At 71.9% G+C, this 25,308-nt stretch carries 22 protein-coding genes, 2 pseudogenes and 1 riboswitch; of the genes and pseudogenes, 11 read left to right on the top strand and 13 right to left on the bottom strand.

The window, feature by feature from the left end; translation table 11 throughout:
• Nucleotides 1-244 precede the first annotated feature (244 nt).
• A complete protein-coding gene (locus M1E25_RS12770; protein ID WP_251414382.1) occupies nt 245-1,519 on the top strand; it encodes an exo-beta-N-acetylmuramidase NamZ family protein in 1,275 nt (424 codons plus the stop codon).
• Between the two features lie 102 nt (nt 1,520-1,621).
• On the opposite strand, the gene M1E25_RS12765 is transcribed toward M1E25_RS12770, so the two are convergent.
• Complete coding sequence (locus tag M1E25_RS12765) at nt 1,622-1,936, bottom strand: DMT family transporter (protein ID WP_251414373.1); 315 nt, start codon at nt 1,934-1,936, stop codon at nt 1,622-1,624.
• Between the two features lie 32 nt (nt 1,937-1,968).
• Nucleotides 1,969-2,030: riboswitch (guanidine-III (ykkC-III) riboswitch) on the bottom strand.
• A gap of 117 nt (nt 2,031-2,147) precedes the next feature.
• Nucleotides 2,148-4,976 carry a penicillin acylase family protein gene (locus tag M1E25_RS12760; RefSeq protein WP_251414370.1) on the bottom strand — a complete coding sequence of 943 codons (2,829 nt, stop codon included), beginning with the start codon at nt 4,974-4,976 and terminating at the stop codon, nt 2,148-2,150.
• Nucleotides 4,977-5,232: 256 nt separating this feature from the next.
• Between M1E25_RS12760 and M1E25_RS12755 the strand changes: the two genes are divergently transcribed.
• The 4 genes from M1E25_RS12755 (at nt 5,233) to M1E25_RS12740 (ending at nt 8,101) form a co-directional block, all read left to right on the top strand.
• A complete protein-coding gene (locus M1E25_RS12755) occupies nt 5,233-5,844 on the top strand; it encodes a hypothetical protein (RefSeq protein WP_251414366.1) in 612 nt (203 codons plus the stop codon).
• 168 nt (nt 5,845-6,012) lie between these two features.
• Entirely contained in the window at nt 6,013-7,392 is a 1,380-nt protein-coding gene (locus tag M1E25_RS12750) for an L-lactate MFS transporter (protein WP_251414363.1), read from the top strand.
• On the top strand, nt 7,389-7,535 hold the full coding sequence (locus tag M1E25_RS12745) for an MFS transporter small subunit (protein ID WP_251414511.1): 147 nt from the start codon (nt 7,389-7,391) through the stop codon (nt 7,533-7,535). Before M1E25_RS12750 ends, M1E25_RS12745 begins: the two co-directional genes overlap by 4 nt.
• 104 nt (nt 7,536-7,639) lie before the next feature.
• Nucleotides 7,640-8,101 (top strand): MaoC family dehydratase, encoded by a 462-nt coding sequence (locus M1E25_RS12740; protein WP_251414361.1) that lies wholly within the window; start codon nt 7,640-7,642, stop codon nt 8,099-8,101.
• Nucleotides 8,102-8,160: 59 nt separating this feature from the next.
• Here M1E25_RS12740 and M1E25_RS12735 read toward each other — a convergent pair whose 3' ends face one another.
• The 3 genes from M1E25_RS12735 to M1E25_RS12725 all read right to left on the bottom strand — a co-directional run bounded on the left by M1E25_RS12735 (nt 8,161) and on the right by M1E25_RS12725 (nt 10,556).
• Nucleotides 8,161-8,571, bottom strand: coding sequence for a RidA family protein (locus M1E25_RS12735; protein WP_251414359.1), 411 nt, complete (start codon nt 8,569-8,571; stop codon nt 8,161-8,163).
• A gap of 97 nt (nt 8,572-8,668) precedes the next feature.
• Nucleotides 8,669-9,295 carry a TetR/AcrR family transcriptional regulator gene (locus M1E25_RS12730; protein ID WP_251414498.1) on the bottom strand — a complete coding sequence of 209 codons (627 nt, stop codon included), beginning with the start codon at nt 9,293-9,295 and terminating at the stop codon, nt 8,669-8,671.
• A 109-nt stretch (nt 9,296-9,404) separates the two neighbouring features.
• A complete protein-coding gene (locus M1E25_RS12725; protein ID WP_251414357.1) occupies nt 9,405-10,556 on the bottom strand; it encodes an acyl-CoA dehydrogenase family protein in 1,152 nt (383 codons plus the stop codon).
• 61 nt (nt 10,557-10,617) lie between these two features.
• Between M1E25_RS12725 and M1E25_RS12720 the strand changes: the two genes are divergently transcribed.
• The gene (locus M1E25_RS12720) at nt 10,618-11,265 is read left to right on the top strand and encodes a TetR/AcrR family transcriptional regulator (protein ID WP_251414355.1); all 648 of its coding nucleotides are present in this window, start codon (nt 10,618-10,620) and stop codon (nt 11,263-11,265) included.
• Nucleotides 11,266-11,277: 12 nt separating this feature from the next.
• Here M1E25_RS12720 and M1E25_RS12715 read toward each other — a convergent pair whose 3' ends face one another.
• From M1E25_RS12715 to M1E25_RS12695, 5 genes are all read right to left on the bottom strand, one after another.
• Nucleotides 11,278-12,627, bottom strand: a complete 1,350-nt coding sequence (locus tag M1E25_RS12715; protein ID WP_251414353.1) for an MFS transporter — start codon at nt 12,625-12,627, stop codon at nt 11,278-11,280.
• Nucleotides 12,628-12,821: 194 nt separating this feature from the next.
• Entirely contained in the window at nt 12,822-13,901 is a 1,080-nt protein-coding gene (locus M1E25_RS12710; protein WP_251414351.1) for a Zn-dependent alcohol dehydrogenase, read from the bottom strand.
• Nucleotides 13,902-13,919: 18 nt separating this feature from the next.
• The gene (locus M1E25_RS12705) at nt 13,920-15,338 is read right to left on the bottom strand and encodes an aldehyde dehydrogenase family protein (RefSeq protein ID WP_251414349.1); all 1,419 of its coding nucleotides are present in this window, start codon (nt 15,336-15,338) and stop codon (nt 13,920-13,922) included.
• A gap of 113 nt (nt 15,339-15,451) precedes the next feature.
• Nucleotides 15,452-17,677 (bottom strand): molybdopterin oxidoreductase family protein, encoded by a 2,226-nt coding sequence (locus tag M1E25_RS12700; RefSeq protein WP_251414347.1) that lies wholly within the window; start codon nt 17,675-17,677, stop codon nt 15,452-15,454.
• A 138-nt stretch (nt 17,678-17,815) separates the two neighbouring features.
• Nucleotides 17,816-18,448, bottom strand: a complete 633-nt coding sequence (locus tag M1E25_RS12695) for a TetR/AcrR family transcriptional regulator (protein ID WP_251414495.1) — start codon at nt 18,446-18,448, stop codon at nt 17,816-17,818.
• 141 nt (nt 18,449-18,589) lie between these two features.
• Here M1E25_RS12695 and hmgA point away from each other — a divergent pair, with 141 nt between their 5' ends.
• From hmgA to M1E25_RS12680, 3 genes are all read left to right on the top strand, one after another.
• The gene (gene hmgA, locus M1E25_RS12690; protein ID WP_251414345.1) at nt 18,590-19,933 is read left to right on the top strand and encodes a homogentisate 1,2-dioxygenase; all 1,344 of its coding nucleotides are present in this window, start codon (nt 18,590-18,592) and stop codon (nt 19,931-19,933) included.
• Nucleotides 19,934-19,991: 58 nt separating this feature from the next.
• Nucleotides 19,992-20,741 carry a GntR family transcriptional regulator gene (locus M1E25_RS12685; protein WP_251414343.1) on the top strand — a complete coding sequence of 250 codons (750 nt, stop codon included), beginning with the start codon at nt 19,992-19,994 and terminating at the stop codon, nt 20,739-20,741.
• Between the two features lie 100 nt (nt 20,742-20,841).
• Nucleotides 20,842-22,122, top strand: coding sequence for a type ISP restriction/modification enzyme (locus M1E25_RS12680; protein WP_308290421.1), 1,281 nt, complete (start codon nt 20,842-20,844; stop codon nt 22,120-22,122).
• A 176-nt stretch (nt 22,123-22,298) separates the two neighbouring features.
• Here M1E25_RS12680 and M1E25_RS12675 read toward each other — a convergent pair.
• Nucleotides 22,299-22,602 (bottom strand): annotated as a pseudogene (locus tag M1E25_RS12675) (zinc ribbon domain-containing protein); the annotation flags it as partial.
• Between M1E25_RS12675 and M1E25_RS12670 the strand changes: the two are divergent.
• Nucleotides 22,593-22,955, top strand: a pseudogene (locus M1E25_RS12670) (TetR/AcrR family transcriptional regulator C-terminal domain-containing protein); the annotation flags it as partial. The pseudogenes M1E25_RS12675 and M1E25_RS12670 sit on opposite strands and share 10 nt — an antisense overlap.
• 145 nt (nt 22,956-23,100) lie before the next feature.
• The gene (locus M1E25_RS12665; RefSeq protein ID WP_251414341.1) at nt 23,101-24,309 is read left to right on the top strand and encodes a CaiB/BaiF CoA transferase family protein; all 1,209 of its coding nucleotides are present in this window, start codon (nt 23,101-23,103) and stop codon (nt 24,307-24,309) included.
• A 48-nt stretch (nt 24,310-24,357) separates the two neighbouring features.
• On the opposite strand, the gene M1E25_RS12660 is transcribed toward M1E25_RS12665, so the two are convergent.
• Both M1E25_RS12660 and M1E25_RS12655 read right to left on the bottom strand, forming a co-directional pair.
• A complete protein-coding gene (locus M1E25_RS12660) occupies nt 24,358-24,627 on the bottom strand; it encodes a hypothetical protein (RefSeq protein WP_251414339.1) in 270 nt (89 codons plus the stop codon).
• Nucleotides 24,628-24,871: 244 nt separating this feature from the next.
• The coding region (locus tag M1E25_RS12655) for an SGNH/GDSL hydrolase family protein (protein ID WP_505016601.1) at nt 24,872-25,308 on the bottom strand (437 nt) is incomplete at its 5' end.

The following is a 25,308-nucleotide window of genomic DNA, read 5'->3' as shown; positions in this document are numbered from 1 at the left end:
CTCCGGACCGGGCCCGCTCGGGTGCCGGTTCGCCGTGTCCCGTTCCGCATCCACGCCCGGTCTCCTTCGTCTCGACGGCCTCCGGGCAGACTAACCAGTCGGTATGTCGTTGTGGAAGAGGTCCGCCAGGCTCCTGCACCGCAGTCATTCCCCCTGACCCGAACGGGCGTTAGCGTGCGGGCACACAGTCCTCGGGGGAGGCCCGCCACCTCCGGGGCCGCTTCCCGATCCCGGAGGTCGTCGCATGAGCCTGTCCCGAAGAAGCCTGCTGGCCGTCACCGGTGCCGTCGGCGCCGCCGCGGCCACCACCGCCGCCGGCGCGCCGGCCGCCGAGGCCGCGGAACGGGGGCGGCCCCGGGTCCGTACCGGTTTCGACCGGCTGACGGCCGACGGCTACCGGCTGCTGGACGGCCGGCGGGTGGGCGTCGTCACCAACCCGACGGGGATCACCGCCGATGTGCGGCACATCGTGGACGTGATGCATGCCGACGACCGGGTGAACCTGGTCGCCGTGTTCGGCCCCGAGCACGGTTTCCGCGGCACGGCCCAGGCCGGGGGCTCCGAGGGCAAGTACGACGACCCGGCGACCGGGCTCCCCGTCTTCGACACCTACCTCAAGAGCGGCCAGGCGCTCGCGGACATCTTCACCGAGTCCGGCGTGGACACCGTCGTCTTCGACATCCAGGACGCGGGTGCGCGGTTCTACACCTACATCTGGACCATGTTCGACTGCATGGTCGCCGCGGCCCTGGCGGGCAAGCGATTCGTGGTGCTCGACCGCCCGAACCCGATCACCGGGCGCGACGCTTCCGGACCGGTGCTGGACAAGGCCTACGCCACCTTTGTCGGCCGCGAACCCATCGCGCAGGCCCACGGGATGACGGTGGCCGAGCTGGCGTCCCTGTTCAACGCCGAGTTCGTGCCGCGGGCGGCGGGCAAGGCGGTGGATCTGGAGACCGTGCGGATGTCCGGCTGGCGACGGGGGGACTTCTTCGACACCACCGGGCTGCCCTGGGTGCCGCCGAGCCCCAACATGCCGACACCGGAGACGGCCCTCGTCTACCCCGGCACCTGTCTGTTCGAGGGCACCAACCTCTCCGAGGGCCGGGGCACCACGCGGCCGTTCGAGCTGCTGGGTGCCGAGGGCATCGACGCCGCATGGGCGGAGGCCGCCAACGCCCAGGAACTGCCCGGCGTGCGGTTCCGGGAGGCGTACTTCACGCCCACGTTCTCCAAGTTCCAGGGCAAGACCGTCGGCGGCGTCCAACTGCACGTCCACGACCGGGAGGCATTCGACCCGGTGCGCACCGGCATCGCGCTGCTGATCACCTCGAAGCGGGTGTGGAGCGGCTGGGCGTGGCGGTCGGACAACTGGATCGACAAGCTGACCGGTTCGTCGAAGGTACGCACCATGATCGACGCCGGGGCGGGGACCGACGAAGTGGTCGGCGCCTGGCAGGAGGACCTCTCGGCCTTCCGGCGGCTGCGGGCGGAGCACCTGCTCTACCGCGGCCGTTAGCCGTCCGGCGGTGACGCGACGGCCGGTGCCCCTGCGGAACCGGCCGTCGCGCGTGACCGGTCGCCCGCAAGGTGCACCCGGTGGCGGTGGGTCGCAGGCGGCTCAGTGCAGGAACTTCAGACCCACGATGCCCGCGACGATCAGGAAGAGGCAGATGATCCGGCCCGCGGTGACGGGGTCGCCGAGCACCGCCATGCCGTAGGCGGCGGCGCCGACGGCGCCCACGCCCACCCAGACCGCATAGCCGGTGCCGACGGGGATGCTGCGCAGGGCGAGGGCAAGGCCGCCCATGCTGAGCGCCAGGGCGACGGCGAACAGCGCGCTCGGCCGCAGGCGGGTGAAGCCGTGCGAGGCGGAGAGGGCGGCGGCCCAGACGGTTTCCAGAACTCCCGAGACGACGAGGACGATCCACGCCACGGTCACGGCCTTCCGTAGTGGGCAGCTGCTGCACTACGTCGTCTTGTCGTGCCGGGTACGACGTGCTCGTCCGGGGCACCGGGGGCGCCGTTTCCGACCGTAGCACGCGCCTGCCGGGCCGAACCGGCCCGGGACTCCTCCGGCGGAGAGCGGAACCGGGTGCGGCGCCCCGGGCCTCCCCCGGGGCGCCGCACCCGCCGTGGACCCGGTGTCACCGGTGCTGCGGAAACTCCACCACCTGCTGGTACGTGGGCCGGTTCTGCCAGTGGATCAGCTCCTGCGTGATCCCGCCGAGGGCCCGGTGCACGATGGCGTCCGCGCACCACTGGTCGCCGGCGTCGCAGTGGTCGTCGCCCGGGTAGACCTCGTCCGCCGGGACGGCGGCCGCCTCCTCCAGGCTCGCGAGCAGCGCGTCGCGGCACGCGGAGAGCTCGCCGTCACCGCAGAAGGTCTTCGCCGGTTCGTCCTCGACCGGACGACCGAGGACGCTGCGCAGATCCTTGTCGACATAGCTCCACCAGCCGGAGAGGAAGGCCGATCCCGCATGCCCGCCGGTGGGTCCGTGCCCGGCCGACGGTGCCTCGTCGACCGCGACGTTCCTGCGCAGCGAGTCGTACAGTTCGCCGCCCAGGCCGGGCGCGAACTGCGCCTCGACCAGGCGCGGCCACCAGGCGTCCATGATGCGGACGGCGTCGGCGTGCCCGTAGGCGTGCGAACCGGGCGCGGTCTCCCGGCGCTCGGCTCCCCCGTCCAGCCATGCATCGAGCTTCTGGACGGCGGCCGCCTGCTGCGGGTCCGTCACCGGCTCGCTGCGCAGCACCGCGAGCAGCTCGGGCAGCACCTCCTCGCCGCGCAGGTCCGTGACGGCGGCGTCGGCCATGGCGCGGGTGAGCTTCGCCCGGGTCACGCCGCCCTCGTCGACCAACTTCGCCACCCGGCTGTCGAGCAGGTCCCCGCGGTGCACTCCCCCGTTGCCGAAGCCCGCCGAGGTGTAGTCCTCGGCCTGCTTGTTGTTCCAGGAGATGTAGTAGTCCTGGTCGACCGACTGCGGATGCTGCTCCGGCGGCGTGTAGGCGGCGGTGTTGTCGGCGGGGTCGAAGTCCCGCCACTGGAAGGCCTCTTCGGCCAGCACCGGCAGCGAGGGGTCGACCCCGTCGGCCCGGACGGGGTTGGCACCGCTGTTGTAGTAGGCGGTCTCCCGGGAGTCGGCGTAGAACCAGTTGAAGGCATAGTCGATGTTCTGGGCGGCGCGCTGGAACGACGCGGCGTCCTTCACGTAGCCGGGGTCGTTGAGCATCTGGAAGCCGATGATCGAGTCGGCCTCGTGCTGATAGGTGGAGCGCAACTGGGTGTAGGCGACGGGCTTGCCGTCCACGGTGCCCCGGTGGGTGACCGTGCCGTACTTCGTCCGGTGGATCTCCATCCGGTAGGAGCCGGGAGCCGTGGAGTCGGCGAGGCTCGGCTTCCAGGCGTTCCGGCGCTCCAGCTTCTCCATCGGGCGGCAGGTGCCGTCGTCGACGTAGTGGAGGGAGTCGGCGGACGGAGTGCCGCCGTCGGGGGCGCACAGCTCGACGGCGTAGGTGTCGGTCAGGTCCTGTCCGGCCGAGGTCGCGCTCCAGGCGTAGTCCTGTCCCCGGCCGAGCTGGACGTACATCCCGACGCCCGCGAACGAGGCACCGCGGGCGCTGATCCCCGGGCCCTGAAGCTCCTGGAGCATCAGCAACTGGGGGGCGAAGTAGCCGGTCTGGGGCCCGAAGACGGCGACGGGGTTGCCGCTCGCGGTGTGCTTGCCGGAGACCAGCAGGGCGTTGGACATGCCGTGCTTGCGGCTGAACAGGTCACCGGGCAGCACGCCGTCGTCGTACACGTTCTGCAGGGGCTTCAGCTTCGCCGGCGCCTTCACCGGCGCCTCGGCGGGCTCGGCCGCCGAGCCCTTCCGGTCGTGCACCAGCGGTTCCTCGCCGACCGACCCGGGGTCGGGCAGGGCCTGGCCGCGGACCTCGTCGGGCTTGCCCGCGTAGGGGAAGCTGCTGCCGTCGTGGACGGTGAGCACCGCCTCCGGGTCGTTGCGCATCCGGAAGTCCTCCCAGACCTCCGTGCCCTTCTCCGCGCCGTACTTCTGCTGCGCCGCGAGCAGCGAGAGCGCAGCCTGCACCTCACCACCGCCGCCGTTGCCGAAGAGGCCGCCGATGACGGAGGCGATGGCGATCAGGTCGGTGGGCTCGAAGGGCTTGATCTCACCGATGTTGGTGACGGGCTCGACGTGTCCGGTCAGGACGTACTCGCCGGGGAAGGTGCGTTGCTTCTTCGCCTTCTCGCGGTAGGCGTTGAGCCCGTCGACGTACGCCTGCACGTCGGCCATGGCCTGCCGGCCGCGTTCGCCGTCGGCGGCGATCCGGTCGACCTGCTCCTCGAGGTCCTCCTCGGTGTACGGCGCGGCGCGCCAGAACTCCTGCTCGAGCTGCTGGTTGGCCTCCGCACCGCCGGCGAACGACGACAGTTCGCCGCGGCCGATGTGCCGGAACAGGTCGATCAGCCAGAGCCGGTCCTGGGCGGCCGCGTAGCCCGCGCCGAACTCGGTTCCGGACCGCGTCGTTCCCTTGATGTGGGGGACGCCCGTCTTCTTGTCCCTGGTGATCGTGACGTCGTCCCGCGGCCGGGTGACCGAGGCCACCTGGTCCTCCGGAACGCCGAAGGAGGCGTCGTTGAAGAACCGGGTGAGCGTGGCGTCGTCGAGCGTGGGGGCTCCGGCCACCAGGTCCTCGTAGCGGCCGAGTTGGTCGGCGCTGTGGGCAGGGCGGGTGCCGAGGGTCCGGTGGGCGAGGATCTCGGCGAGGGTGGCGTTGCCGTTCTGGCCGGGCGGGAGGATGTCGGCGCACTGCTGAGCGCAGTGGTCGACCGGTCCGGCCTCGGCCGCGGCGCTCTGTGGCAGCGGCGGAAGGAGTCCGGCCCCCAGTGCCAGGGCTGCCGCCACCACCGGGAAGGCCCGTGCTCTCACAGGCCTTCTCCGGTGCGGATCCGGGGTGCGTCGACGTCGCATTCCTCTGCTCCTCCCGCTGTCGGTGAGCGGAGGTTACTGCGGGTAGGCCGCCACGGGAAGATGAACAGGCGTCAACTTTTTCCGTCTTCCCTCCGAAGGCCGGATCCGTCCGCTGAGGGGACACCGGGACGCGCTCAGCGGTCAATCGCCAACGCGAAGAAGCAATTTCGGAATTGTTTCCCGATCCAGGGAGCCAAATGGCAGCGCCATCCGTCCATACAACGTCACTCCATGGACGAAGGCGGAGGTGGAAGCGATGGCCGGATTCAGAAGTCTCGCGGAACAGGTGCGCGATCCCGCTGGTGCGACCGAGCGACGGCGCACCGCGCTTCGCAAATGCCTGGAGAAGTTCGCCCCCTACGGGCACCGAGCCACCTGGCACCATCTGTGCCTCCGGGCCGGGTTCGGCACCCAGGAGCGCAGGCCGGACCCCGCACGGCTCGTCACCGCCCTGGACGAACTGGAGGAGGCCCGCGCCGTCTGGCTCGACTACGAGCGGGAGTTCGCGGAGCGGCGCCGGCAGGAGAAGCACGAGGGCATCCGGCGCCCCACCGCACTCGACGACTGGCACCGGCAGACCTGGGGCGGCTTCGGGATCGCCTGGTGCGACGACCCGGCGCTGCACCCCTCCGCTCCGCTGGCGACCGTCCTGCACCGGCTCATCGACGCGCTCGGGACGGCTCCCCGCACCTCCTGCCCGGTCTGCTCGGACGACCGTCTGCTCTGGCGCGGCGGCCTGGCCCACTGCCCCAGCGCCGGCCCGGTGTGCCTGACCTGCGGCATCGTCGTCCCGGAGCCGGTGCTCACCCGGGAGGCGCTGGCGGAGTCCAAGAGATGGCGCCGCATGCTGCTGGCCTCCGCCGGCTGACCGCCGGGGCGAGCCGGCCCGCCCGGCCGGTACGAACGCCGTTGCTGCGACAATGAGTTGCGCTCCGGGACCCCTTCCGACGAGATCGGTGAACGTTGTACGGTCCCGGCCACGCGGCTCACTCGCTTCTTTGTCCTGCGCCCCGTTCCCGCCGCGCGGAGGTACCGCATGGCCGTCCCGCTCGTCCCCCGCTTCCTGGCCCGCTCCCGCACGATCGCACCGGCCGGTTGGAGCCGCTGGCTGATCCCGCCGGCCGCCCTGTCGATTCACCTGGCCATCGGTCAGGCCTACGCGTGGAGTGTGTTCAAACCCCCGCTGGAGGACTCCCTGGGTCTGTCGGGGACCGCCTCGGCCCTCCCGTTCCAGGTGGCCATCGTGATGCTGGGGCTCTCCGCCGCGTTCGGCGGAACCCTGGTGGAACGCAACGGGCCGCGGTGGGCGATGTTCGTCAGCGCCGTGTGCTTCTCCACCGGGTTCCTCATCTCGGCCCTGGGGGCCGCAACCGAGCAGTACTGGCTGATCGTGCTCGGTTACGGCTTCGTGGGAGGCATCGGGCTCGGCATCGGATACATCTCGCCCGTCTCCACACTCATCAAGTGGTTCCCGGACCGGCCGGGCATGGCAACCGGTATCGCCATCATGGGGTTCGGTGGTGGTGCGCTCATCGCTTCTCCCTGGTCGGCGCAGATGCTCGAGTCCTTCGGCGGCGACCCCTCGGGCATCGCGCAGACGTTCCTCGTCATGGGCCTGGTCTACGCGGTGTTCATGACGCTCGGCGTGCTGCTTGTCCGCGTCCCGACCCAGGATGCCGCCCCGGAGCAGCCCGGGGCCGCAGCCGACCGGACGGCATCCGGGCAGGTCTCGGCCCGCAACGCCGTGCGCACGCCCCAGTTCTGGTGCCTGTGGGTGGTGCTGTGCCTCAATGTCACGGCGGGCATCGGGATCCTGGAGAAGGCCGCACCGATGATCACGGACTTCTTCTCGGGAACCTCGACTCCGGTCAGCGCGGCCGCCGCGGCGGGCTTCGTGGGGGCGCTGTCCCTCGCCAACATGCTCGGCCGGTTCGTCTGGTCGTCCGTGTCGGACCTGGTGGGCCGCAAGAACATCTACCGGGTCTATCTGGGTGTCGGGGCCCTGCTGTACCTCGCGCTGGCGACGGGCGGAGACGCGTCCAAGCCGCTGTTCATCGTCTGCGCGGCCGTCATCCTCTCCTTCTACGGCGGCGGGTTCGCCACCGTCCCCGCCTACCTCAAGGACCTGTTCGGCACGTACCAGGTCGGTGCGATCCACGGCAGGCTGCTGACGGCCTGGTCCACCGCCGGGATCCTGGGCCCGCTCATCGTCAACGCCGTGGCGGATTCCCAGGAGGCTTCCGGCCACAGCGGCACGGACCTGTACACCACGTCCTTCTACGTCATGATCAGCCTGCTCGTCGTCGGCTTCCTGGCCAACGAACTGATACGCCCGGTGCACTCCAGGTTCCACGAACCCGCCGGCGGAACCGCGATCCACGAGACGGGAACCGCACCCGAGGAGGCCGCCAAGTGACCGAATCCGCATCGAACACGCCAGGCACCGCGGGAGGTTCCCGCCGCGTCCTGCTGCTGCTCGGCTGGGTCTGGGTGGGGGCGCCGTTCGCGTACGGCCTCTACGAACTCGCGCTCAAGCTGAAGCTGCTGCTCACCGGCTGACCGCCGCGCCGAACCGCCGGAGACCGGGCCGGGCGTTGACAGAGGCCCGGCCCGGAACCATGCTGAGCAACTGCTCAGTATGGTCGCAGCAGGGAGGTTTGGAGATGGCGGAACCACGGGTCTTCGCGTCGCTCGACGAGCTGAAGGGCGCCATCGGCGAGCAGTTGGGCACCAGTGACTGGCTCGAGGTGGACCAGAAGCGGATCGACCTCTTCGCCGAGGCCACCGGGGACCACCAGTGGATCCACGTCGACCCGGAGAAGGCCGCCGCGGGCCCGTTCGGCACGACCATCGCCCACGGGTACCTCACGCTCTCGCTGCTCCCGGTCCTGGTGCCCCAGCTGATGATCGTCGAAGGTGTCCGGATGGGCATCAACTACGGGACCAACAAGGTCCGTTTCCCCGCCCCCGTGCCGGTGGGCTCCCGGCTGCGGGCCACGGGAACCGTCTCGGACGTCACCGAGGTCACGGGCGGCTTCCAGCTGACCCTGACCGTCACCGTCGAGCGCGAGGGCGGCGAGAAGCCGGTGTGCGTGGCGGAGAGCGTCAGCCGGTTCCACCTGTAAGTCCTCGCCCACCGTCGGCGGTCGCGGCCTCGGCCGACGGTGGGGTTCGCCGTCGGTGGTCAGCCGGGCAGCGCAGCCGTCAGGTCGACCTCGATCAGCTGCCCGGAGAAGCCGAGTCGCGTCACTCCCAGCAGGGTGCTCGCCGTGGTGAACGCCGATCCGATGACCGATCCGGTCAGGCGGTGCCAGGCGGTTCCCAGGTCGGCGACTTCACCGTCGGCCACGTAGATCACCGAACGGACGACGTCCTCCGGTCGGGCGCCCACGGCGTCCAGCGCGGTGAGGGCGTTGACGGCCACCTGGTCGATCTGTGCATCGAGGTCACCCTGGCCGACCAGCGCGCCGGAGCGATCGAGCGGACACTGTCCGGCCAGGTACGCGGTCCTGCCCGCCTCCACCACGGTGATGTGGTGGTAGCCCGGGGTCGGATGGAGCTGCCGGGGATTGACGCGGCTGATCTCACGGGTCATGCGCGGAGTCTCGCAACCCGGCCGGGGCGCCGCACCCGGATTGCCCGGCGCGCGTCCGGGCCTGGGGCCGACCCCGACGCCCCGTCCGCGCGCCGGTTCAGCCTGCCGGCCGCGGGGCAGCGCCGACCATGCGCAGCACCAGGTCGGCGTAGAGCAGACCCACCTCGTCGGGCGAGCGGCGGCCGTCGGCGCTGAACCAGCGGGCCACGTCGATGCACAGCGACAGGACGGCGAGGGTCGTCCCCGGCAGGTCGGGCACGTCGAAGTCAGCCGCGTCGACGCCGTCCTGGAGGATGGAGCGGACCGCGCCGTCCACGTCCCGGCGCAGTCCGACGATCTCGGCGTAGTGCTCCTCGCTGAGCGCGCCCAGTTCGTACTGCACGACACGGGCCGTGGTGTGGTGCTCGGCGTGCCAGCGGACGAACGAGCGCACGGCGTTCGCGAGGCGTTCGGCGGGGGTGCCGTCCGCGTCGACCGCGTCCTCGAGGATCCCGAGGGCCAGCCGGTGGCCGACGCTGCTGATCTGGAAGAGCAGCTCTTCCTTGGTCTTGTAGTGGATGTAGAGGGCGGCGGGGCTCATCCCCGCCCGGCCGGCGATGTCCCGGGTGGTGGTCGCGTGATAGCCGCGCTCGGCGAAGGCGTGCACGGCGGCCGTGACGAGCCTCCGAGCCGCGTCCGGGGTGACCTCGGCCCACTCCTCGGTCCGCTTCGCCTCCGCATCCATGGAACGCCCCGCTCGTCGCATCCCGGCGGGCCCTCCACCGGTGAGGCGTTCACCTTACCTCCGGGTATGAGCAACCGCTTAGTCGCCTGCGGGTGGGCCCGGCGGCGGCTCAGAACGCGGCCACTCCGGTCAGCGCCCGTCCGATGAGCAGCTTCTGGATCTGGCTGGTGCCCTCGTAGAGGGTCATCACCCGGGCGTCGCGCAGCAGCTTGCCCACCGGGTACTCGTCGATGTAGCCGTAGCCGCCGAAGACCTGCAGGGCGTTGTTGGCGCAGCGCACGGCGGCCTCGCTCGCATGCAGCTTGGCGACCGATGCCTCGGTGGCGAAGGGCAGCCCGCGGTCGATGTGGTCGGCGACGCGCCAGGTCAGCAGCCGTGCGGTGTCGACGTCCACCGCGATGTCGGCGATCAGTTCCTGGACGAGCTGGTGTCCGGCTATCGGCTTGCCGAACTGCTCGCGCTGCGCGGCGTGGGAGAGGGCGGCCTCCAGGCTTGCCTGGGCGATGCCGACGCAGCCGGCGGCGACGGACATCCGGCCCTTGGCCAGGGCCGACATGGCGACGGAGAACCCCTTGCCCTCGGGGGCGATCATGGCGGACGCCGGGACCCGTACGTCGTCGAACACCAACTCCGCTGTGGCCTGGCCGCGCAGTCCGAGCTTGCCGTGGACGGGCCGGCGCTCCAGGCCGGGGGTGCCGGCCGGAACGAGGAAGGCGCTGATGCCGCGGTGGCCGGGCTCGTCACCGGTACGGGCGAAGAGGAGGACCACGTCGGCCCACGTGCCGTTGGTGATGAACATCTTGGCGCCGTTGATCACCCAGTCGCCGCCGTCACGGACGGCACGGGTGGTGAGGTTGGCGGCGTCGGAACCGGTGCCGGGTTCGGTGAGGCCGAAGCAGCCGATCGCCTCACCGGAGCAGAGCCGGGGAAGCCACTCGGCCTGCTGCTCGGCACTGCCCCACGCGGCGAGGGACTTGCCGACGAGCCCGAGGGACACGGACAGGATGCCGCGCACCGAGGAGTCGCCCCGGCCCAGTTCCTCGGTGACCAGGCAGTACGCGAGGTGGTCGCCGCCGCTGCCGCCGTGCTCCTCGGGGATGGTCAGGCCGAGGAAGCCGAGGTCTCCCAGTTGCTTGACGACGCCCCGGTCGACGGCCTCGGCCCGGTCCCAGTCGACGACGTGCGGGGTGATCTCGCGGTCGACGAAGTCCCTGGCCAGCCGGCGGACGGCGGCCTGCTCCTCCGAGAGCTCCAGATCCACGGCTCCCACCTCCCCTTAATTAGCAGTGCTAGTTTTTGGTGCGCGCTCTACTATGTGCCGCATGGCCCGTCCCCGCAAGCCCCTCCTGAGCCGGGAGCGCATCGTCGCCACGGCTCTCGCGCTCGTGGACGAGGAAGGGCTCTCCGCGGTGTCGACGCGGCGACTGGCGGCCGAACTCGGCGTCAGCGGACCGTCGCTGTACAACCACTTCAAGGTCAAGGACGAGATCCTCGACGCGGTGGCGGACACCGTGGTCGCCCAGGTCGACCTTTCGATGTTCGAGGACGGCACCGACTGGCGGACGGCGCTGCTGCGCTGGGGCCGCTCCTACCGCGCGGCGCTCACCGCGCACCCCAGCATCGTGCCGTTTCTCGCCCAGGGCCCCGGGCGCCGCCCGGCCGGCCTCCGCATGGCCGACGCGGTCTTCGGCGGCATGGTCGCGGCGGGATGGCCGCCTGCGCAGGCCACCCGGATCGGTGCCATGATGCGGTACTTCGTCGCAGGGTCGGCGCTCGGCTCGTTCGCCCGCGGCTTCGTCGACGACGCCGGCGCCTACGACCCGGCCGACTACCCCCACCTGGGCCAGGCCCATCTGCTGGCCGAACACCGGGAGCAGGTCGACGAGGGCGCTTTCGAGACGGGGCTGCAGGCGCTGGTGGACGGACTCGAGCTGCAGTACCGGCAACAGGAGTCCGTCCACCGGGGCTGAGCCGCGGTGGGCTCAGCCCGCCGGCTGCTCAGCCGGTTCGCCGGTCGTCCGCCTGGCACTGCGCCGGGCGAGGACGGCGATGGAGACCAGAGCGACCACGGCCAGCGCCATGATGTAGCCGGCGACCGCCATGGAGGTCCCGGTGGCCTCCAGCAGCAGCACCATGACGAACGGGGCGAGCCCGCCGCCGAACACCGCGGCGATCTGGTAGCCGAGCGAGGCCCCGGTGTAGCGCATTTCCGCGGTGAACAGCTCGGCGAAGAGCGCCGCCTGCGGTCCGTACATGATGCTCAGGAAGCAGCTGGTGACGAAGGTGCCCACACCCAGCAGCAGCAGCGAGCGGGTGTCGATGAGCAGGAACATCGGCACCGCCCACACCAGCAGCCCGACGGCCCCGAAGGTGTAGATGCGCAGCCGCCCCACCCGGTCCGACAGCGAGGCCGCGGCAGGGATCAGCGCCAGCTGCGTCAGGCTGACCAGCAGCGAGACCATGAGCACTGCCCCGCGGTCCATGTGCAGGTCGCGGGTTGCGTAGTCGAGCACGCCGGTGATGATGATGTAGAACACCGCGGTGTTGACGGCGAACGAACCCCCGGCGAGCAGCACGGTTCCGAGGTGGCTGCGCAGGACCGTGCCCAGGGGCGAACGCGGCCGGTTCTTCTCGCCCTCGGCGAGCTTGCGTTCCGCCTCCTTGAACTCCGGGGTCTCCTCGACGCGGGTGTGGATGTACCAGGCGAGGACGAGTACCAGCAGCCCGACGACGAACGGAACGCGCCAGCCCCAGGCCGCGAAGGCGTGATCCCCCGTGCCTGCCTCGACGAGCAGGAAGACCGAGTTGGCCGTCACCACGCCTATGGGGACGCCGAGTTGGACAAGGCTGCCGTACAGCCCGCGCTTCCCCGGGGGCGCGTACTCGGTGGCCATGAGCATGGCGCCACCCCACTGCGCACCGACGGCCAGTCCCTGGACGACGCGCAGGGCGACCAGCAGCACGGGCGCGGCGACGCCGATCGTCTCGTAGGAGGGCAGCAGCCCGATACAAGTGGTGGCGGTGCCCATCAGGGTCAGGGCCAGCACCAGCATCGGCTTGCGGCCTCGTCTGTCGCCGAGATGGCCGGCGATGACACCGCCGACGGGGCGGGCCAGGAAACCGACGGCGAAGGTGGCGAAAGAGGCGAGGACACCCGCGACGGGATTGCTCGCCGGGAAGAACTTGTCGCCGAGGACGAGGGCGGCGGCGATCCCGAAGACGAAGTAGTCGTACCACTCGACGGCCGAGGCGAGCGCGGCTGCCGTGGCGACCCTGCGCCGGCGGGGGTCGACGGGCGGTGGGGACGGGGCGGAAGCGGGGGCCGTGTCCATGGTGTGCACGCTCCGGTGGAGTTGCGGGGACGGGTGGGCGGCGCCGTGATTGCCGAGGAACGTACCGACCGGGTGGTATGTCGTCAACAGCCCGCACAGAGGCGATGTCACGGGCTCGTCGGACGGTCGGGTTCCTGCGCCGCCGACGCCGCAGCACGCCGCCGGCCCCCGTCCCGGCCGGGCCCGCGGCCCGGTCAGAACACCACGAGCGCCCGTCCGCCGCGGCCCGCGACCATCGCGTGGAAGGCGTCCGGGATACCGTCCAGGCCGATCCGCTCGGTGACCATCGCGCCGAGGTCAAGCCGGCCCGCCCTGACGTGTCCGGCGAGTACCGGCAGGTCCTGCACCGGGTCGCAGTCGCCGTAGACACAGCCGCGAAGGGTGCGGCCGAAGTGGAAGATCTCCAGGGCGGAGAAGGAGACCTGCTGCTCCTTGCCGCCGATGCCCACCACCGTGGTGCGTCCGCCGCGGCGGGTGCAGTCCCAGGCCGTCCGGATGGTCTCCGCGCGGCCGACGCACTCGACGGCGACATCGGCCCCGTGCCCGCCGGTGAGCTTGCGGATGCGCTTGGCGGTGTCGTCACCGGCGGCGACGTACGCGGTGGCGCCGGCCTTGCGCGCCAGCTCCTCCTTCTCCTCGGAGACGTCGACCGCGATGATCTCCCCGGCCCCGGCGATCCGTGCCGACTGGATCACGGAGAGCCCGACCCCGCCGACCCCGAACACGGCAACGGACTCGCCCGCGCGCACCTTCGCCGAGTGGTGGACGGCCCCGTACCCGGTGAGCACCGCGCAGCCCAGCAGCGCGGCGTCCGCGAGCGGCACCCCGTCGGGGAGCGGCAGCACCGCGTGGGCGGCGACCACCGTCTCCTCGGCGAACGCCGCGGTCCCCAACCCCGGGTACAGATCCCGGCCGTCCTGGGCCCGGGCGTACGGAGCGGCGGCGCCGGCCATGGCGTCGGCGCACAGCCAGGGCTCGCCGAGGCCACAGTAGTGACAGCTCCCGCAGGACGGCGCCCAGTTGAGGACGATGGGGTCACCGGGCGCGACGGCAGTGACGCCCTCCCCCACCGCGGTCACGGTGCCGGCCCCCTCGTGCCCGAGCACGGCGGGCACCGGCTGCCGCAACGTTCCGTTCGACAGGGACAGGTCGGAGTGGCACACCCCGGCGGCAGCGAGACGGATGCGCACCTGCCCGCGGCCGGGTTCGGGAAGCTCGATGCCGGTGAGCTCCAGCGGGGCACCCACGGCGGGCAGTACGGCGGCTCGGGTCATGGGTTTCTCTCTCCTGGGTCAGAACTGCAGCGACTTGGTCTGGAGGTACTCGGAGAGGCCGTGCGGGCCCAGCTCGCGGCCGATACCGGACTGCTTGTAACCGCCGAAGGGCGCCAGCGGGTTGAAGCGTCCGCCGTTGATGTCGACCTGCCCGGTGAGCAGTCCGCGGGCGAAGGCGACGGCTTCGGCGTCGTCGGCCGCCCAGACCGCTCCGGCGAGGCCGTAGACGGTGCCGTTGGCGATCCGCAGCGCGTCCGCCTCGTCCTCGTACGGCATCAGGCAGATGACGGGACCGAAGATTTCCTCCTGCGCAACGGTCATCCCGGGGGTGACGTCGGCGAGCACCGTGGGGCGGACGTAGTAGCCGGTCTCCCGTCCCTCGGGCGGCTGGGGGCCGCCCGCCACCAGCCGCGCGCCCTCCGCGATGCCGCTCTCGATGTAGCCGCGGACACGGTCCCGCTGGCGGGCGTTGACGACCGGACCCAGTCTGCCGCCGTCCTCCTGCGGATCGGAGGGTGCGTACTTGGCGGCGGCCGCGGCGGCGAGCTCCACGGCCTCCTCGTAGCGGGCGGAGTCGACCAGCATGCGTGTCCACGCGCTGCACGTCTGGCCGGAATTGGCGAACACGTTGGCGACGCCCACGTTGACGGCCCGGGCAAGGTCCGCACCGGGCAGAATCACATTGGCCGACTTCCCGCCGAGTTCGAGTGCGACCCGCTTGACGGCCGCTCCGGCGGCGGCCCCCACCTGCCGCCCCACGGCGGTGGAGCCGGTGAAGGAGACGAGGTCCACGCCCTCGTGCTCGGCGAGGGCCTGCCCGGCGACCGGCCCGGTTCCGGTGACGAGGTTGAGGACCCCGGCAGGGAATCCGGCCGCGTGCACCGCCTCGGCGAACAGCTGGGCCACCAGCGGGGTGTCCTCGGCGGGCTTCAGCACGACCGTGCAGCCGGCGGCGAGCGCGGGCGCGGCCTTGGCGACGATCTGGTGGAGCGGATAGTTCCAGGGGGTGATGGCGCCGACCACCCCCACCGGTTCGTGCAGAACGGTGGAGTTGCCGATCCGTTCCTCGAAGGGGTGACTCGCGGCGAGTTCGGCGTAGGTGCCGGCGACGGCGATCGGCAGGTCGGCGTGGACCTTGCGGGAGAAGCCGAGTGGCGCGCCCAGTTCGGCGGTGACCGTCTCGGCGATCTCCTCACGCCGGGCGGCGAGTTCGTCGCGCAGGGCGGCGATCCGCTCGGCTCGCTGTGCCGGAGGCGTCGCGGCCCAGCCGGGGAACGCGGTGCGGGCGGCGTGCACCGCTGCGTCCACATCCTCCGCCGAGCCGGCCGGCACCACGGCGATGACCTGCTCGTCGGCCGGGTTGACGACCTCGATGGCATCGCGGCCGAGTGCGGGCCGCCACTGTCCGTCGATGTACAGCGCGTCGTGGGCCTTCATCGTGTTCCTCCCGCAGCGAAGCTCGTACCCGATCTAAACTAGCGGCGATAGTTTTCATCCGCCAGGAGCGGCCTCGACGGACTGCTCTCCCGCTGCCCGCCGGCGCCGTGCACTCAGTCCAGCGGCGCCACCCGCACCGGGAAGCCGTTGAGGACGGCGGTGCCGGAGAGCGGATCGAGCCGGCTGCCGTCCAGCAGCTGGTTCACGTTCACCCCGGGCTCGGCGGAGGCGACGGTCAGACGGGTGCCCGGCCGGTCGTGGCCCCAACCGTGCGGCAGGCTGACCACTCCGGTCCGCACCGCGTCGGTCACCTCGACGGCCACCTGCAGCTCGCCGCCGTCCCCGGTGACCCGCGCGGTGGCGCCGTCGGCCAGGCCCAGCCGGTCGGCGTCCTGCGGATGGACCTGGAGGGTGCAGCGGTTCGATCCCCCGGTCAGCGCGGGCAGGTTGTGCATCCAGCTGTTGTTGGAGCGCAGATGGCGGCGCCCGACGAGGACCAGCCCGTCCGGACGCGTCCCGAGCGCCCGGCGCAGCCGGCGCACGTCCGCGGCCACCGGCTCGGGGCACAGCTCGACCCGGCCGCTTCGGGTGCGCAGGACTTTCGGGATGCGCGGCACGAGCGGGCCGAGATCGATGCCGTGCGGGTTCGCCAGCAGCCGTTCCAGGGCGAGACCGCCGGGCTCGGCACCGAAGCCGTCGCCGTACGGGCCGAGGCGCAGCATCAGGTCGAGCCGGCGTTCGGCCCCGTCGCGGCCGGCCAGGTCCGCCGCCAGCGCGGCCGCGTCACGGCCGTGCACCGGGGACTCCGGGTCCGCCACAGCCGCGGTCAGCGTCACGTCGACGACCGTGCGGTCGACCGTCCCCGGGTCACCGAGCGGGTCGCCGCCCACCGCGAGGATCAGCCGGGCGAGGATCTCGCTCTCGTCCGGCCGGCCCGCCTCCGGGGGGAGGGGCGCCCGGGTGTAGCGGACCTGGTTGCGGACGGCGAAGTTGTTGAAGGCGAAGTCGTGGTGGGGGCTCCGGGAGGGCGGTGGCGGCGGCAGCAGGACATCGGCGTGGCGGGACGTCTCGTTGAGGTAGGGATCGACGCTCACCACGAAGTCCGCCCCGGCCAGGGCCCGGTCGAGTCGCTCTCCGTCGGGGGCGGAGAGCACCGGGTTGGCGGCCAGCGAGATCACGGCCCGGACGCGGCCCTCGCCCGGGGTGTCGATCTCCTCGGCCAGTGCCGCCAGCGGGAACTCCCCCTTGATCTCGGGGTGTCCGCTCACCCGGCTCCGCCAGCGGCCCAGCACGAAACCCTTGCCGGGCCGCGCCGCACGCGGCGCGCGGGCGGTGGCGGCGAGGGGGAACATGGCGCCGCCGGGCCGGTCGAGGTTCCCCGTGATCGTGTTGAGCACGTCCACCAGCCAGCCGGCCAGCGTTCCGAACTCGACGGTGGAGCTGCCGACCCGGCCGTAGACGGCGGCGGTGGGGGCCGCCGCCAGCTCGCGGGCGATCTCCCGGACCTCCGCGGCGGGAACGTCGCACGGTCCGGCCACCGCCTCGGGGGTGAACTCGGCGAGCAGGGAGCGCACGTCGGGAACCCCGTCGACCAGGCCGTCCAGCCGGCCCGGATCCGTCAGCTTCTCCTCGAACAGGACCTGGGCGACGGCCGCGAGCATCAGCGCGTCGGTTCCGGGCCGGATCGCCACGTGCCGGTCGGCGAGTTTCGCAGTCCTCGTCCGCCGGGGATCGACGACGGTGAGCCGGCCGCCCCGGCGGCGCAGCGCCTTCAGCCGGCCCGGGAAGTCCGGCGCCGTGCACAGACTGCCGTTGGAGTCCAGTGGGTTGGCGCCGATCAGCAGCAGATGGTCCGTGCGGTCCAGGTCGGGGACGGGGATCGCGAACGGGTCGCCGAACATCAGGCCGCTGGAGACGTGCTTGGGCATCTGGTCGACGGTGCTGGCCGTGTAGAGGTTTCGGGTACCGAGGGCACGCAGCAGCACCGGCGGGTAGAGGGCTCCGGCGACGGTGTGCACGTTGGGATTGCCGAGGACGACCGCGACGGCGTCCGGGCCGTGCTCCCCGATCAGCGGGCGCAGACCGTCGGCGACCGCGGTGAAGGCCTCGTCCCAGCCGCACTCCCTGAGCTCACCGTTCCGCCGGACCATCGGATGCCTCAACCGGTCCGGGTCGCCGTCGAGTTCGGGAAACGCGGCCCCCTTGGGACAGATGAATCCGGCGCTGAACACATCCTCGCCGTCGCCGCGCGCGCCGGTGACACGGTCGCCCTCGATGGTGAGGGTGAGGCCGCAGGTGGCCTCGCAGAGCGGGCAGATACGCAGGGCGGTTCGGCTCAACGGTCACTCCCGGGCTGCTGCGGCCCCGGCCGGCTCCGGGGCGGCGGTCCCCACCGACCATACCGACCGGTACGCACGTGCGCTGCCCCCGCGCACGCCTTTTCCGGGCCCGCGTCAGGCGCACCCCCGCGGCGGCCGTCAGCCGAGCACGCGAGCCAGATAGGCGCGCAGCAGCGCCTTGGTCTCGGCGACGATCTCGGGGTCGCCCGACGGGTCCGTGCGGAAAGCCAGTTGGAGCAGGGCATCCGCCGCCTCCACGCCGACCAGGACCGTCCGGTGCCAGGTCGCATCCGCCTCCCGGCCCAGATGTCCGGCGAGCAGCAGGCCGAGCCGGTCGGCGACCATCCGGTTGGCCGACTCCGGAGCGTCGGCCGGAGCGGAGCCCTGGAAGTCCAGCAGCGCGAACCCCGGAGTGTCCCGCTTCATGGCGATGTAGGCGTCGACGACCACGTCGATGGCCCGGTGCCACGCGAGCGGCTCGGCGTCCGCGAGGCCGTCGGAGACCCGCTCGACGTACGTGTCGAGGTTGCGGCGTGCCAGCGCGTCGGCCATCGCCCGCTTGTTGCCGAAGAAGCGGTAGACCGACCCGATGGGGACTCCCGCGCGCGCCGCGACGGCGCGCGTGGAGAGGGTCTCGTAGCCGGTCTCGTCCAGGACCTCGGCGCAGGCGTCGAGGATCCGGCCGAGGCGCTCGGCGCTGCGCCGCTGGACCGGGACGCGCCGCAGCGTCGGCGGATGCGGTTCGTCGCTGGAGGTGTTCACGGGTCCCATCATGCCGTCCGGAGCGCCTCACCGGCCCCGCAGCGGCCCGGCTCCCCGTCGGTCATCCCCCGGTCGCCCTGCGTCATTGACGCCGCCCCACGTGATTTCTATGGTCATGCATAGGAATCGAGTGAGGGCCAGGGAGCGCACATGGGCGGCGGCACGGACATCGAGCAGTCGAGAAAGACTGCTGAGGCACTTTCCTACGCGACGGGATTCGGCAACGAGCACAGCTCGGAGTCCGTTCCCGGAGCCCTGCCGGAGGGCCGCAACTCACCCCAGCGCGCCCCGCTCGGCCTGTACGCGGAACAGCTCAGCGGCACCGCATTCACCGAACCCCGCCATCGCAACCGGCGCACCTGGCTGTACCGCATCCGCCCCTCCGCCGCTCATCCCGCGTTCGTCCGCCGCGACAACGGCTCCCTGCGCAGCGCGCCGTTCGCCGAGTGCGTCCCGGACCCCAACCGGCTGCGATGGAACCCGCTGCCGGAACCGCCGGACGGCACGGACTTCGTCGACGGCCTGTGGACGCTCGGCGGCAACGGCGACGTCCTGCAACGCACCGGAATGGCCGTCCACCTCTACACCGCGAACGCCTCCATGACCGACCGGGTGTTCTCCGACTCCGACGGCGAATTGCTGATCGTCCCCGAGCGCGGCGGCCTGCTGCTGCGCACCGAGATGGGGATGCTGCGCGCGGAGCCGGGCCACGTCGCGCTCATCCCGCGCGGAGTCCGCTTCCGGGTCGAACTGCTCGACGAGTCCGTGCGGGGCTACGTCTGCGAGAACTACGGGCAGCCGTTCGAGCTCCCGGAACTGGGGCCGATCGGCGCCAACGGACTGGCGAACCCGAGGGACTTCCTCGCTCCGACGGCCGCGTTCGAGCACCGCGAGAGTCCGGTCGAAGTGATCAACAAGTTCGGTGGCAACCTCTGGTCCGCGACCTACGACCACTCGCCGCTCGACGTCGTGGCGTGGCACGGCAACCACCTGCCGTACGTCTACGACCTGCGCCGCTTCAACGTCATCGGCAGCATCAGCTACGACCACCCGGACCCGTCGGTCTTCACCGTCCTGACCTCGCCGTCCGACACCCCCGGGCTGGCCGGTGTCGACTTCGTCGTCTTCGCACCGCGGTGGCTGGTCGGGGAGGACACCTTCCGGCCGCCGTACTTCCACCGCAATGTGATGAGCGAGTACATGGGCCTGATCGAGGGCGCGTACGACGCCAAGGCCTCCGGCCCCGGCGGTTTCGTGCCCGGCGGCGGGTCCCTGCACAACATGATGTCCGCGCACGGCCCGGACCGTGACACCTTCGAGAAGGCCAGCAGCGCCGAGCTGAAGCCGCAGAAGCTGGACGACGGCCTGGCGTTCATGTTCGAGACGCGGTGGCCGGTGACCGCCACCCCGCAGGCTCTGACCGGCCCCCAGCTGCAGAAGCGCTACGACGACGTGTGGCAGGGTCTGGAGCGCCATTGGTCTCCCGGGGTGTGAGCCGACCGGGAGGCCGGTACCCCCGACCGGAGCACCTCCCCCGACCGGAGCACCTCCCGTGACCGCCTTCACCCCTGACTCACTCGTCCTGAACCGCAAGCTGCCACTGTGGTACCAGGTCTCGCAGTCGCTGCGTGCCTCCATACTCGGGCGCCGTCCCGACGATCCGCTGCGGCTGCCGACCGAGGACCAGCTCGCCGGGCACTACGGGGTGAGCGTCCTGACCATGCGGCAGGCGCTCAAGGAGCTGGAGGCCGAGGGACTGATCAGCCGGCATCGCCGGCACGGGACGTTCATCGAGCCGACGGCGCTGCGCGGCGCCCCGATGCGGCTCCTCGGCTCGGTGGACGCGATCGTGGCCCAGCAGTCCGGCGAGCGGACCACCGTGCTGGGTCACGAGCGCGCTCCGGTGCCACCGGAGCTGGCGGAGCACTTCCCCCGCGTGGAGGAGATCGCGCGGTTCCGCCGGCTGCGCTGCGACGAGGCCGGCGACGAGCCCACCAACTGGGCCGAGAACCTGGTCCTGCCCGAACTCGCGGACGCCTTCGACCCGTCGGAACTGGAACGGCGGCCGATGACCAAAGTACTGCGGGACACGGTCGGCGTGCGCATCAGCCGGATCACCGACACCGTCGAGGCCCGGCTCGCCGATCCCGAGACCGCCCGGCTGCTGGACGTGCCCCTGCTCAGCCCAATCCTGCACTACACGGGGATCAGCTACGACGAGACGGGGCGGGTCGTAGACGTCGCGCGGATCCGCTACCGGGGCGACCGGTTCAGCTTCTCCGTGACGCTGGACGCACCGTGAGGGCCGAGCCCACCGACCCGGAATCGGTACCATGCGGGCGGACCGAGAGAGGGCCGAGAGGGAGCCCGGCGACGGACATCGGGCTGGGGAGGGCCGCTGCGTGACGGCGAAGCAGTCCTCCGCGACGGCCGGAGCCGCCGCGGCACCGGACGAGGCACCCGCACTGGCAGACCTCATGCCCTGGTCGGCACCGGCGCTGCGCATCGGACGCGGCTGGGTGACGGCACCGGACCGGGCCGCGCTCACGGCCCGGTGGCGGCAGTTCACGGCGGCGGAGGGGCCTGCCCGGGAGACCCTGCTGGAGCCCACCCGGGCCCGCGGACTGCACACCGCCGTCGCACAGCTCCCCGGGCACGGCGGCGCCACCGTGGAACTCGCGGCGGAGACGGGCGACTGCCCGGATCCCGTCCGCATCCTGCGCGGCCCCTTCGACCGTCAGTGGCTGATCCCGGACCACCGGCTCATCGACGCAGCCCGGCCCGAACTGTGGCGCGTCCACGACGATCACCAGGTGTTCGCCGTCGAACAGGCCAGGCTTCCCGGGAGTTCGCCCGACGCCGGCCCTCCGGTGGTCTTCTCGGCGCTGCTGCCCGACGGCCGGTCCGCGGACGGGCGGAGGCCCGGCCGGATCCGGCCGCTGTACCGCAGGCCCGGTGGCGCGGAGCCCAATGTGGCGCCCGGCCTGACGGCCGAGCTGTCCCGGCTGCTGGGACTCGGCATCGGCTCCGCGGACTTCCTCGCCTGGGTGGCCGCCGCGGCGGTCCGCCGTACCGACGGGACGGTGGCCGTTCCGCTGCCGCTGGAGCCGGACATCTGGGAGACGGGCACCGCGCTCGGCCGGCGTCTGCTGTGGATTCAGACCTTCGGAAGCCGGTACGGATCGGGGCCGGACGAGCGGCCGAAGCTGCCGGGCGGCAGACGCCCGTACGTGCGCGCGCCCCTGCACGAGGGGCGCGCCGTCCCGCTGGGGTCGGCGATGTTCGACCCGCAGGAGCCGGGACTGGCCGTCGGCGACGGACGGGTCGCGCCCGTGCCCGCAGGAGCCTGGGAGTTCCGGACGGGCGGCGTTCCCGTGGTCGAGCAGTGGATCGCCCGGCGCATCGCGCCGCAGGCGACCGGCCCGCTGGATGCGACGGGCCTACACGGCTGGCGGCGGGAGTGGACGTCCGAACTCCTCGAACTCATCACCGTCCTGGCCCTGTTGGACGAGCTGCGTCCCCAACAGCGGGAACTGGCCGACCGGGTCGCCCGGGGCCCGGCGCTGCCGGCCTCCGCGCTACGGAAGGCCGGCGTGCTGCCGGTGTCCCGCGCGTCCCGGCTGCCCGCGTCGGTCCTGGACCACCCCGAGGAAGGCCCGGGCGGGCAGTTCACCCTGCTCTGAGCCCCAGGAGCCCTTCGGTGCACGAGGCAGGAAGGGCCGTGCACGGAATCCTGTTGCCCGGTGCCGGGTTCTCCGCGCCGATGGGCTACGCGGACCGCGATCCCCCGGGGAGCACCAGCGCCGAGTCCGTGTGGAGCTTGACATCCTCCCTTCCCTGAAGGGAGGGGATTCCTGGCTCAGGCTGCCTGTGGGAGCAGCGCTCCCGCAGGTCTTACACCCTCGGCACCAGCCGGGTTGAGACCAGCCCGGACCAGCATCACGCGGGCGGAGTTCTTGTCCCTGGAGGATACGACTCCGCACGCGGTGCAGGTGTAGGTACGCTCCGAAAGAGGAAGTGCGTGCTTGGTTCTCGCACCGCACGCCGCGCAGTCCATGGTGGTGTGCGGGGTGCACGAGACGGATATCCCGTGCGTGCTTGCGGCCCATCTCGATCAGGGCCGTCTTGGTGGCACCGATCGCCGCGTCGGCCGCACCCCTGGCTGCCCGCCGCCCTGGCCACGCGCCGAACGCCCGGCCCGAACACCCTGGCCTTCCTGGAACGCGCACTGGCCGCCTTGCGGCCCATCGGGCTGGACGGCGGGGCAAGACTGGAGGTCTTCGCCCAGCTCACCGGATTCGTGGCCTGGCACGTCGCCCACGAGATCACGCAGACCGAAACCGGGAGCTCCGCCGCCCGCGCCACAGCCGAAGCCCGCTACCTCGCCGCCGTGGCCGCGGACGGCCGTCACCCGGAGCTCGCCGAAGCCCTCGCAGCCCCCGGACGTCCCCTGACCCCCGAAGCCACGTTCACCCGCTTCCTCAACCGCCTGATCGAGGGACTCGACGCCGATTGAATCCGCGCCGTCCGCCGCCGCCACCGCAACCCCGGACCCGTCGCGGCCGGGTCCCGCCACCGGCCCCGGGATGTCCGTCCCTTGCAGACGCCGCCGGCCGGGCGCCGCTGGCGCGACCGGCCCCGCGCGGGATAGGACGGTGCCCATGAACCACCCCGCACCGCCGCAACCGCTGCCCCTCGACGGCATCACCGTCGTCTCCGTCGAACAGGCCGTTGCCGCGCCCTTCGCCACCCGGCAACTCGCCGACCTGGGAGCGCGGGTGATCAAGGTCGAACGTCCGGACGGCGGCGACTTCGCCCGCGGCTACGACACGGCCGTGAACGGGCTTGCCTCGCACTTCGTGTGGACGAACCGGGGCAAGGAGTCGATCGCCCTCGACCTGAAGGACCCGCGCGGACTCGACGTACTGCACCGGCTGATCCGGAACGCCGACGTGTTCGTCCAGAACCTCGCACACGGCGCGGCCGCCCGCCTCGGCCTGGACTCCGCTGCGCTGTGCGCCAGGTATCCGCAGTTGATCGCCGTCGACGTCTCCGGGTACGGACCCGAGGGCCCGTACGCGCACAAGCGGGCGTACGACATGCTCGTCCAGTGCGAAGCGGGACTCGCCTCGGTGACCGGAACGCCCGAGCAGCCCGCCAAGGCCGGCATTCCGGCGGCCGACATCGGTGCCGGGATGTACGCGTACTCCGGGGTGCTCGCCGCACTGCTGCGCCGGGGTACGACCGGGCGCGGCGGGCCGGTGGAGGTCTCGATGCTCGACGCCTTGGCCGAGTGGATGGGGCATCCGCTGTACGTCGGGATGTGCACGGGAACGCCCCCGGCCCGGACTGCGCTGGGGCACAGTGTGATCGCTCCTTACGACGCCTACTCCACGGCCGACGGCCGGAAGGTGCTGCTGTCGGTGCAGAACGACAGGGAGTGGCGGCGGCTCGCGGAACAGGTCCTGGAGCAACCGGAGTTGGCGGACGATCCCGGGTTCGCCACCAATGTGGCGCGCACCCGGAACCGCGAGAAGACGGACGCCGTCGTGGCCGGGGCTCTCGCCGGCCTCGGCACGGACGAGGCGATCGAGCGGCTGGAGCGTGCGGGGATTGCCTGCGCCCGCCTGAACGGCGTCGCCGAACTGGCTGGTCATCCCCAGCTGGAGGCCCGCGACCGCTGGCGCGAGATCGGTACGCCGGCCGGTCCGGTGCCTTCGCTGCTGCCGCCCGTCACACTGCCGGGCGGGGAGGAGCCGCGGATGGGGGCCGTTCCGGCGCTCGGGGAGCACACGGACAGCATCCTGGAGGCTGCGGGGATGACGGAGGCGCAGGCCGCAGCGCTGCGCCGGGACAGGGTCGTTGCCTGAGGCGGATCGGCGGAGTGAGGAGGAACCGCCGCGCGCAGCGGGGGGAGGTCAGCCGCGGTTGCCGAAGAGCGAGCGGCGCAGTCGTCGCAGCGGGGCGAACAGGGAGACGCGGGAGACCCGGGCACCACGGCTCGTGGTGGTGCGGCACCCGCCGCGCGAGGCGACCTCCCGCATGAGCAGGGTCGCTTCCTCGGTCTCGTCCCGGGAGAGGGCAGGACCGGACAGCACCGCGAGATGTCGGTCGAGACGTGCACTGGTGGCGCTGGATCCGCACGTGATGGCAGGGACTCGCGCCCTGCGCACTGCTATCTGTTCCATGACACTCCCCACCCGTACGAGGGCCCCGGCCCGGCCACGCCAACCCTACCGCCCCGCCACCTCGGCTGTGCATCGGCATTCCCCGATTCACCTTCCCGGCAAGGGGGTTGAAGATGCGATCGAATCCGGACACCCGACAGGACGGACACCGGGAGCGGCCGGTGACGAGCCGTGCGGCCCGGCACCGGCCCAGGACGAGAAGACTCCACGGGGCGAAGGCTCCTCGGCTGTGCGCACTGTCCGGTCAGGCCCGGGAGGCGAAGACGGGCAGGTAGCCGCCGGACTGTCCGGCCGCGGTCGGGTGGTAGGACTCGCCGATGGGCCAGCTGACACTGTGGAGCCAGGAGTCGCCGGAGCAGATCTCGTGGCCGGTGAAGGCGGGCGCGACGTCACCGAAGACGAAGCCGTGGGCCGCCGCCCGCTTGGAGGTCTCGCTGTTGAGCAGGTCCGAGGCGCCGTTGAGCGCCGAGCGCTCGTTCTCGCTCAGGCCGGCGATGCAGGAGCCGTTCAGCTTGTACAGGCGCGGGTAGCCGAGGATGACGACCTTGGCGGAGGGCGCCCTGCCGTCGATGGCGTTGTAGACGTTGTCGAGCTTCCCGGGAAGGACGTTCCGCATGTAGGCCTTGGCCTCTTCCACCCGGGCCAGGCAGGTGCTCTCGCTGTACAGCACACAGGTCGTCA

Source organism: Streptomyces meridianus (assembly GCF_023703325.1).
GTDB classification, from domain to species: domain Bacteria; phylum Actinomycetota; class Actinomycetes; order Streptomycetales; family Streptomycetaceae; genus Streptomyces; species Streptomyces meridianus.
This window is presented reverse-complemented; position numbering and strand designations above follow the sequence as displayed.